Genomic DNA, 8,100 nt, shown 5'->3' with positions numbered 1-8,100 from the left:
GCATTTGCTTTATCATGTAAAAGTCCTCTCTGCTCAGCATGCTGATGTCCTTTCTGGTGTGAGAACCTCAAGGAAACAACATGTTGGGTGGAGCGGACAATCCAAATGGTGAATTACCGTCTTATATCACTGGCGCTGACACAGACAACAGCGTCAGAATGGCCCTGCATAGCAACCGGTAATTGATGTGGTGATCGCTCGTGAAACGGACTCCTTCTCGATATAACACCGAGTGATCCTTTGCCCGAGTCAGTTCAATACGGATGATAGAGTTTTCACCGTGGCGAATTTCCATACCGGAAATATAATAGTCCGCCTGTGATTTTTCGATTGCAGATAGGTAGCTACTGTAATCTTGGACGCTGCGCGTCAGACAAGACGAAACAACATTAATGGGCAAATCCAGACAATGCAACCAATCAATCAGTTGATCGTGGAGTGAAATAGCTTGGTATCGATGCTGCATCTCAAAGATGAACAATGCAATATTGCATGTTCTCTTTTCAGCGGAAGCATCAAAGGCGGTCATCTCATTGTGGTTCGCGGTCAAGGTCGGTTGAACCGCTTTTTCAGGGAGATTGGCGACTTGAACCTCAGGGACAAAACGATAGCCCTTGCCGTAGATGTTATCGATAAATCTTTTTTTTCTTGAGTGACCCAACGTGCGGCGCAAAACATAAATACAACGCGTTAATGACTCATCGGAGACCAATCCCCCCTTCCACACATGTTCAATTATTGCATCTTTTGAAATAACGGTATGTGCATTTTGTAACATAAAGAGTAATACCGCACTCTCTTTCGGCGCTAAATAGATAGCGCCTTTATCTTTTGTCAGTAATTGACCATTATGAAAAGAAAAACCTTCAAATATAAATTGATGAAATTCCATTGTTACTATTCCTTACGAAATAGGGTCGTGTATTCAATGTGTTGATGTAGCATCAAACGTAGTACTCGCGTTCGATGTAAATACCGATGATCCTATCGTGCATTTCGGATGATTTTGAATATCCGAGCGTCTTGCGATTGAGCCGTTGCAATCGGTTACGCAGTGTCAGATGTGCACGCTCAATACGCTGTGTATACAGCTTGCTAACAATGTGTTTTACTTCTGGAAGTTCGTCGTTGTAAGCCCTGTAGCCATCCGTGTTTGCATGACTGACGACGGTAACGCTGATCCACTTTTGCCATAACCGTGTTTTTTCACAGGAGATGTCTGTTCACAAAACGGGCATCTTACATCAACTTTAGCCACTGTATTCCACATCAAAAACCGGACATTTCACAATGCAATCAACATATTGAATACACGACCCCGAGTCAGCGTGCAAACGGCGGTTTACTGAGCAGGCAGGGCAGGAACGTCGTTATCAAACCATTTCTGATAGATTTGCGCATAGGTGCCATCGGCAACAATCTTTTTCAGGCCAACATTGATCTTACCCAGAAGTGCATCGTTGCCTTTAGCAACGGCGATGCCAAAATATTGACGCTGAAATTTGGCATCGGACACCAGTTTAAACTGCTTCTCCGGGTGGGTTTTTATATAGAATTTGATCACACCGACATCACCGACGGCGGCACCGATACCGTCTTCATAAAGCTCTTGCAACATCAGTGGCGTGTTGTCGAACCTATTGATTTCAGTGTTGTTTTTTCCCAGCACGTCAGAAACCACCACGTCACCGTTGCTGGAGTTCACCACACCGACTTTATTGTCTTTCAAATCAGCAATTGCGCCAATGCTGGAGTCCCTTGGCGTCACGATTGACTGTTCTGCCGAAAAGTACGGAGAAGATGAATCGACCATCTGTTTACGTTTGTCGGTAATGGTGATCCCGGAAATAATGATATCGCGATCGCCGGAATTCAGCGTAGCGAAGATCCCTTCCCACGGCGTGTTGACCAGTTTGATGGAGAAATTTTCCGCCTTGGCGATCACTTTAATGATGTCGATATCAAATCCTTCCAACTCCTTCTGCGCGTTTTCAAATTCAAAAGGACGATAGGTACCGCCTGCACCCACCACATAGGTTTGTTCTGCCGCAGCGATAGACGTGGAAAATGCCGCCGCGAACAGCGTGCCAGCGAACAAAAAGGGTTTGAACATGTTATCTCCTAGATCAAAGTGTGGCAGATGAATCATCTGTTTTATGCATTTTATTTTTATAAAAATACACAGTTCGACCTAAAGGTTAAACTTATTCGCAGGTAAAAATCCCGCAGAATCTCTGCCATTATTGGCGCCTTACGCCGTATTTCTACTAAAATGCAAATGAATAGCTATCCTGATTATTGGGATCTTTACGGCGTTGAAAGTGCCTCTGTGTGCTAATCCACCCTGATAATATGGAGTCGAAGGCAAAGTTATGGGATGATTAGGCGGTTTTTCAGGGGGCGGGATGGGAAAGCTAACGCTGTTATTATTGATTTTGCTCGGTTGGCTGCAATATTCGTTGTGGCTGGGTAAAAATGGCATTCATGACTATGTTCGGGTTAAAGATGACGTTGCTGTCCAACAGGGCAACAACGGCAAGCTCAAAGCCCGAAACGAGCAGCTGTTCGCGGAAATAGACGATCTCAACGGTGGACAAGAAGCCATTGAAGAGCGTGCGCGCAATGAGCTGTGCATGATCAAACCGGGTGAGAGCTTCTATCGTCTGGTGCCGGATCAATCCGTTCGTCGTGCGGCGACGGCGCCTTCCTCTGCGAATTCTGGCGCATCCAACTCCCTGTCGTCTTCTAATCATATGACATCACGTTAACTCATGTCTGAACCGCTGGTCTCCTTACCTGAGGTTGTCGCCGTTCTGCCCGCCGCCGGAAACGGCAGCAGAATGGCGTGCGACTGTCCAAAACAATATCTCACCCTCCATGGAAAAACGCTGCTGGAACATACGCTGGCTGCGTTGTTTCAGCATCCGCACATTCAGCGTGCCGTGGTGGTCATCAGCCCCGACGACTGGCGCTTTGCCGCCTTGCCGTTGGCACAAGACCCGCGTATCAGCGTGTTGTTCGGCGGCAAACAGCGGGCTGATTCGGTGCTGGCCGGCTTGCGCGCGGTCAATGATGCGCCCTGGGTGTTGGTGCATGACGCCGCACGTCCGTGTTTGCACCTTCAGGATCTGGATCGCTTGTTACAGCTTGTTCGGCACTGCGACGTGGGCGGCATTCTTGCTGCACCGGTGCGCGATACCATGAAGCGTAGCCAGGGTGAGGCGATTGAGCACACGGTTGATCGCCGCAATTTATGGTACGCCTTGACGCCGCAACTGTTTCCACGGTTATTATTACAAGATTGCTTGGAGCGTGCGTTACAACAAGGGGCTATCGTGACCGATGAAGCGTCGGCGCTGGAGTATTGCGGCTATCATCCACAAATTGTTGCAGGGCGTGCTGATAATATTAAAGTGACACGTCCTGAGGATTTGGCGTTGGCCGAGTTCTACCTGGCTCGATTGGCACCGCCAAGCGTGTGATGTACCCTTCACCGGTTTCATGTTTCATAACCATTCGCTAATCAAGGAGAATAACCACATGCGTATTGGTCACGGCTTTGATGTCCACAAACTGGGCGGCGAAGGCCCATTGGTGATCGGCGGGGTTCGTATTCCTTACCCTCAGGGATTGTTGGCGCATTCTGATGGGGATGTGTTGCTGCATGCGGTAACCGATGCGCTGCTCGGCGCGGCGGCGCTAGGTGATATCGGTAAACTGTTTCCCGACACCGATCCCGCCTACAAAGGCGCGGACAGCCGCGAACTGCTGCGCCAGGCGTGGCAGCGGATACAAGAAAAAGGGTATCGACTGGGCAATCTGGATGTCACTATCATTGCGCAAGCGCCGAAAATGGCCCCGCACATTCCGCAAATGCGGGTGAATCTGGCAGAAGATCTTCACTGCCATATGGATGATGTCAACGTAAAAGCCACCACCACTGAACAGCTCGGGTTTACCGGACGTGGAGAAGGGATCGCCTGCAAGGCGGTTGCGCTGTTGGTGAAAGATGAACGGAGTGAAGTGGTCGCATGGTAATGCAGCAAGAACCCTCTACGCTCAACATGGAAAGTCTGTTCTGGCTGCATGGTGAACCGCAGGCGACAGGAACGCTCAAAGCAAGCGCCGGTGATTTCCGTGTGGTGGACGATCTGTGTTTTGCACCGGACGGCGATGGTGAACATCTGCTGGTTCAGGTACGTAAACGTGGTTGCAACACGTCGTTTGTGGCTGAAGCGTTGGCGAAATTTTCCCGTATTCCCGCGCGTGCCGTGAGCTATGCTGGCTTGAAAGAACGGCATGCGGTTACGGAGCAGTGGTTTTGCCTGCATGTGCCGGGCAAAGTGTTACCCTATTTCTCCGCTTTTGCGCTTGAAGGGTGTGAAATCCTTAACAGTGCCCGTCATCGGCGCAAACTGCGTATCGGTGCGTTGCGCGGCAATCAGTTCACGCTGACGCTGCGCAATATCAGCGACCGTGCTGCCGTCGAAGCTCGGCTAGCGGCGATTGCCGAACAGGGCGTGCCGAACTACTTTGGCAGTCAGCATTTTGGTCGCGGTGGCAACAACCTGATTCAGGCGGCAAGTTTGGCCGGAGACGAGACTCGCGTTAGCGAGCACAGTAAACGCAGCTTTTATCTGTCGGCCAGCCGTAGCGCGCTGTTACATCTCATCGTAAGCCAACGTTTGAGTCAGAGGTTGGCAACGCAAGTGCTGGTGGGTGATGCGCTGCAACTGGCCGGGCGCGGCAGTTGGTTTGTCGCAAATGAGGACGAGTTAGCGGCACTGCAAACGCGCGTTGATAACAGTGAGCTGTGCGTGAAAGCACCTCTGCCCGGCGACGGCAATTCTGGCACTCAGGGTGACGCGTTGGCGTTTGAACAACGCTGCCTGGTGGGGCACGAGACGCTGCTTGGATTGCTGCGTCGTGAACGGTTGGAGGTTGCGCGCCGTGCCGCGCTGCGCTGCTCTATCCGCAGCAGATGTGCTGGTCTTGGCTGGATGATGCGTCGGTCACGCTGGATTTCTGGCTACCGGCAGGCAGTTTTGCCACCAGCGTTGTGCGTGAGCTCATCACTCCGCTTGAACAGATGGATATCGCTGATTGAGATGCAGTGTCTGGTCTAGTAACGATATAGCACCTATATATAGTACCTACGCAATAAAGGTGCGAACTCACGGCAAGGCATTGCCATTATTGAGTAAAGGCATGAAGACGTTAATCACGACTGAGGCTGACGGGATAGGGTGAACAAGTGCATGCAAACGATGCTGACACTGTTGCGTCAGCAGGGCATTCATCACGAGCGATTGCTTAAGGCTATCGAGGCTGTGCCGCGTGAGCGTTTTGTCGACGAAGCCTTTGAGCATAAAGCCTATGAAAATACCGCGTTGCCGATAGGCTCCGGTCAAACCATCTCTCAGCCTTATATGGTTGCCCGCATGACCGACCTGTTGCAATTGACGCCCGCGTCTCGCGTACTCGAGATTGGCACCGGCTCCGGCTACCAAACGGCGGTTTTGGCGCATTTGGTAAAGCAGGTTTTTTCCGTTGAGCGTATCAAAGGGTTGCAATGGCAGGCTAAACGGCGTTTGAAGCAACTGGACCTGCACAATGTTTCCACCAGACACGGCGATGGTTGGCAAGGCTGGCCGTCACGCGGCCCGTTTGATGCCATTATTGTGACGGCGGCGGCACCTGAAATTCCGAATGCGCTGATAGCGCAATTGGATGAAGGGGGCATTATGGTGCTCCCGGTGGGAGAACAGTCGCAAACGTTGCAGCGCATACAACGCCACGGTGGAGAATTTGTGGTTAATACCATTGAAACGGTTAAATTTGTTCCACTGGTCAAAGGCGAACTAGCCTGATACCTTTGCAAGCACGTTTATGGGTATTAGTCAGTTACGATTTATTTCAATAGAAGGTCGTGTATTCAATATGTTGATTGCAGTGTGAAATGTCCGGTTTTGGATGTGGAATACAGTGGCTAAAGTTGATGTAAGATGCCCGTTTTGTGAACAGACATCTCCTTTGAAAAAACACTGTTATGGCAAAAGTGGCCATCAGCGTTACCGTCGTCAGTCATGCAAACACGGATGGCTACAGGGCTTACAACGACGAACTTCCAAAAGTAAAACACATTGTTAGCAAGCTGTATACACAGCGTATTGAGCGTGCACATCTGACGCTGCGTAACCGATTGCAACGGCTCAATCGCAAGACGCTCGGATATTCAAAATCATCCGAAATGCACGATAGGATCATCGGTACTTACATCGAACGCGAGTACTACGTTTGACGCTACATCAACTCATTGAATACACAACCCGCAAAACCAGATAGGTAACTGATGTTTAATTATTTAATAATCAGTGTGTTGATGTAGTTCTATATAACATCAGGCCTGATATTCATTGTGATTAGTTGTGATTGACCAGGCTATTCGCGCCAGTTTGTTTGCCAGAGCACAGGCGACAATATTTGAATGTTTGTTATCGAGTTGCCCCCGAACCCATTCAGCAAGCCTGCCCTGCTGATGTTCAAGTCGCATCATGAATGAGCGGGCACATTGAACCAGAAGTTTGCGTAAATTTTTATCACCTCGTTTGCTTATCCCCAGCAGAGTCGGTTTGCCTCCTGTGCTGTATTGTCGCGGTACAAGCCCTGTGGAAGCCGCAAAATCCCTGCTACATGAAAATTGTTTTCCATCGCCGAGCTGTGATGAAAGTAAGCTGGCAGTAATCTGCCCGACCCCTGGAATTGTCATAATTCGCTGTGCAGTATCATTAGCTTTGACTGACTGATTTACTTCTGATTCTAGCGCTGCTATTTGCTCGACAAGGTAAAGATAGTGGGCATGTAACTTAACCAGCAGACGGCTCAGGTATTCGGGGGTTTCGTGCTCAGCCAGCACCAGATACAGTCGCTTTATTACCGCCTCGCCGATTGGCAGGCTTATCCCAAACTCCAGCAGAAAACCGTGGACCTGGTTAGTGGTTTTTACTTTATCTCTGATAAGAGATTCCCTGACCCGATGCAGTGCTCGCATCGCCTGCTGAACCTCAGTTTTCGGCTGAACAAAACGCATTGACGGCCGGGATGCAGCTTCACATATCGCCTCTGCATCAACAAAATCATTTTTATTGCTCTTGATAAACGGGCGCACAAACTGCGGAGAGATAAGTTTTGCTTCATGGCCGCTATCATTGATACGCCGCGCCATAAAGTGTGCCCCTGCACAAGCTTCCATGACAACAACCGAGGATGGGCACGTCGCCAAAAACTGCATTAGCTTTGCGCGCGTAAACTTCTTACGCAGAAGCGCGTTACCTGACTTATCCTGGCAATGAATGTGGAAAGAATGTTTACCGAGATCGATACCAATAAGAGTAACGTTTTCCATGATGGCCTCTCCTGAAAGAAAAACACCCTGCCAGCGTACCGCTCACAGAGTGGGGGTGACCAACTCATTACGCACGGTGAAAAATTTATCGGCCCACGCCTGTGCCGATGCCAGTTTCTCGGCGTTGCCCCACGGCTTGATCATCTTCTCTTTGCCGATATCAAACTTCGAGCCGTGATCGTGCAACAAGATGATCGCCGGATACGGCCCCGCGTTTTGGGTGTTAACAACAGCCCCGCCATCCGGCTTTTATCGGTGATATTGAATGCCACCTTCTCGGCGACATAGCCATCTCGCTCTTCGCGCTCAATTGTCGCTGGCGCAAAATCACGGTGCGAATACTGCTTCAGCAACATCGCCCGTAGTTTCTGGCGCGCCTCGGTTTTCCAAACAGCGAAATCCTTCTCATTGCCTGACAGCCAAGATCCCGGATAGGTGAGCTGCTGTTTGAGTTCGGGATAGAACACCGGCAACCCTTCTTCGGTTACCGCGGACGTTTGGTAAGTCATGTCGTTCGCCATCGCTGAAGCACTACAGAAACACGCCACCATAAGCGCAGCGCAGAAGAGGGTCGTGTATTCAATGAGTTGATGTAGCATCAAACGTAGTACTCGCGTTCGATGTAAGTACCGATGATCCTATCGTGCATTTCGGATGATTTTGAATATCCGAGCGTCTTGCGATTGAGCCGTTGC

The 8,100-nt window shown here is 50.0% G+C and carries 9 protein-coding genes and 4 pseudogenes; 6 read left to right on the top strand and 7 right to left on the bottom strand.

The genetic code is table 11. The features are described from left to right. Positions 1 to 121: 121 nt before the first annotated feature. The 3 genes and pseudogenes from QZ506_RS10220 to QZ506_RS10210 form a co-directional block, all read right to left on the bottom strand. Complete coding sequence (locus tag QZ506_RS10220; RefSeq protein WP_291970882.1) at positions 122 to 892, bottom strand: winged helix-turn-helix domain-containing protein; 771 nt, start codon at positions 890 to 892, stop codon at positions 122 to 124. Between the two features lie 52 nt (positions 893 to 944). Next, a pseudogene (locus QZ506_RS10215) lies at positions 945 to 1,151 on the bottom strand (IS1 family transposase); the annotation flags it as partial. Between the two features lie 191 nt (positions 1,152 to 1,342). After that, positions 1,343 to 2,113 carry a basic amino acid ABC transporter substrate-binding protein gene (locus QZ506_RS10210; RefSeq protein ID WP_291970880.1) on the bottom strand — a complete coding sequence of 257 codons (771 nt, stop codon included), beginning with the start codon at positions 2,111 to 2,113 and terminating at the stop codon, positions 1,343 to 1,345. Positions 2,114 to 2,405: 292 nt separating this feature from the next. Here QZ506_RS10210 and ftsB point away from each other — a divergent pair, with 292 nt between their 5' ends. From ftsB to QZ506_RS10185, 5 genes and pseudogenes are all read left to right on the top strand, one after another. Continuing rightward, on the top strand, positions 2,406 to 2,768 hold the full coding sequence (gene ftsB / locus QZ506_RS10205; RefSeq protein ID WP_291970878.1) for a cell division protein FtsB: 363 nt from the start codon (positions 2,406 to 2,408) through the stop codon (positions 2,766 to 2,768). A 3-nt stretch (positions 2,769 to 2,771) separates the two neighbouring features. Further along, on the top strand, positions 2,772 to 3,482 hold the full coding sequence (ispD, locus tag QZ506_RS10200; RefSeq protein ID WP_291970876.1) for a 2-C-methyl-D-erythritol 4-phosphate cytidylyltransferase: 711 nt from the start codon (positions 2,772 to 2,774) through the stop codon (positions 3,480 to 3,482). Between the two features lie 58 nt (positions 3,483 to 3,540). Then, positions 3,541 to 4,038 carry a 2-C-methyl-D-erythritol 2,4-cyclodiphosphate synthase gene (gene ispF, locus QZ506_RS10195; protein ID WP_291970874.1) on the top strand — a complete coding sequence of 166 codons (498 nt, stop codon included), beginning with the start codon at positions 3,541 to 3,543 and terminating at the stop codon, positions 4,036 to 4,038. Positions 4,039 to 4,064: 26 nt separating this feature from the next. Further along, a pseudogene (truD, locus tag QZ506_RS10190) lies at positions 4,065 to 5,107 on the top strand (tRNA pseudouridine(13) synthase TruD). Positions 5,108 to 5,258: 151 nt separating this feature from the next. Further along, positions 5,259 to 5,870 (top strand): protein-L-isoaspartate(D-aspartate) O-methyltransferase, encoded by a 612-nt coding sequence (locus tag QZ506_RS10185; protein ID WP_291970872.1) that lies wholly within the window; start codon positions 5,259 to 5,261, stop codon positions 5,868 to 5,870. A gap of 46 nt (positions 5,871 to 5,916) precedes the next feature. On the opposite strand, the gene QZ506_RS10180 is transcribed toward QZ506_RS10185, so the two are convergent. Further along, positions 5,917 to 6,066, bottom strand: coding sequence for a hypothetical protein (locus QZ506_RS10180; protein WP_291970870.1), 150 nt, complete (start codon positions 6,064 to 6,066; stop codon positions 5,917 to 5,919). Between QZ506_RS10180 and QZ506_RS10175 the strand changes: the two are divergent. Further along, positions 6,034 to 6,301, top strand: a pseudogene (locus tag QZ506_RS10175) (IS1 family transposase). The gene QZ506_RS10180 and the pseudogene QZ506_RS10175 sit on opposite strands and share 33 nt — an antisense overlap. A gap of 99 nt (positions 6,302 to 6,400) precedes the next feature. On the opposite strand, the gene QZ506_RS10170 reads toward QZ506_RS10175, so the two are convergent. The 3 genes and pseudogenes from QZ506_RS10170 to QZ506_RS10160 all read right to left on the bottom strand — a co-directional run. Further along, the gene (locus tag QZ506_RS10170) at positions 6,401 to 7,405 is read right to left on the bottom strand and encodes an IS110 family transposase (RefSeq protein WP_291970868.1); all 1,005 of its coding nucleotides are present in this window, start codon (positions 7,403 to 7,405) and stop codon (positions 6,401 to 6,403) included. A 75-nt stretch (positions 7,406 to 7,480) separates the two neighbouring features. Further along, positions 7,481 to 7,956, bottom strand: a pseudogene (locus QZ506_RS10165) (alpha/beta hydrolase family protein); the annotation flags it as partial. Between the two features lie 47 nt (positions 7,957 to 8,003). Next, positions 8,004 to 8,100: IS1 family transposase (locus QZ506_RS10160; protein WP_291970883.1), on the bottom strand; the 97-nt coding region annotated here is incomplete at its 5' end.

This window comes from Candidatus Symbiopectobacterium sp. (assembly GCF_020054415.1).
Taxonomy (GTDB): domain Bacteria; phylum Pseudomonadota; class Gammaproteobacteria; order Enterobacterales; family Enterobacteriaceae; genus Symbiopectobacterium.
The sequence above is the reverse complement of the archived record's forward strand: the minus strand, read 5'-3'. Positions and strand labels throughout refer to the sequence as shown.

Excerpts from the sequence above, each read along its gene's own strand:
- QZ506_RS10180 (WP_291970870.1), bottom strand. The coding sequence starts at position 6,066 with ATGGCCACTTTTGCCATAACAGTGTTTTTTCAAAGGAGATGTCTGTTC.
- ispD (WP_291970876.1), top strand. The coding sequence starts at position 2,772 with ATGTCTGAACCGCTGGTCTCCTTACCTGAGGTTGTCGCCGTTCTGCCC.
- QZ506_RS10210 (WP_291970880.1), bottom strand. The coding sequence starts at position 2,113 with ATGTTCAAACCCTTTTTGTTCGCTGGCACGCTGTTCGCGGCGGCATTT.
- QZ506_RS10220 (WP_291970882.1), bottom strand. The coding sequence starts at position 892 with ATGGAATTTCATCAATTTATATTTGAAGGTTTTTCTTTTCATAATGGT.
- QZ506_RS10185 (WP_291970872.1), top strand. The coding sequence starts at position 5,259 with ATGCAAACGATGCTGACACTGTTGCGTCAGCAGGGCATTCATCACGAG.
- QZ506_RS10170 (WP_291970868.1), bottom strand. The coding sequence starts at position 7,405 with ATGGAAAACGTTACTCTTATTGGTATCGATCTCGGTAAACATTCTTTC.
- ftsB (WP_291970878.1), top strand. The coding sequence starts at position 2,406 with ATGGGAAAGCTAACGCTGTTATTATTGATTTTGCTCGGTTGGCTGCAA.
- ispF (WP_291970874.1), top strand. The coding sequence starts at position 3,541 with ATGCGTATTGGTCACGGCTTTGATGTCCACAAACTGGGCGGCGAAGGC.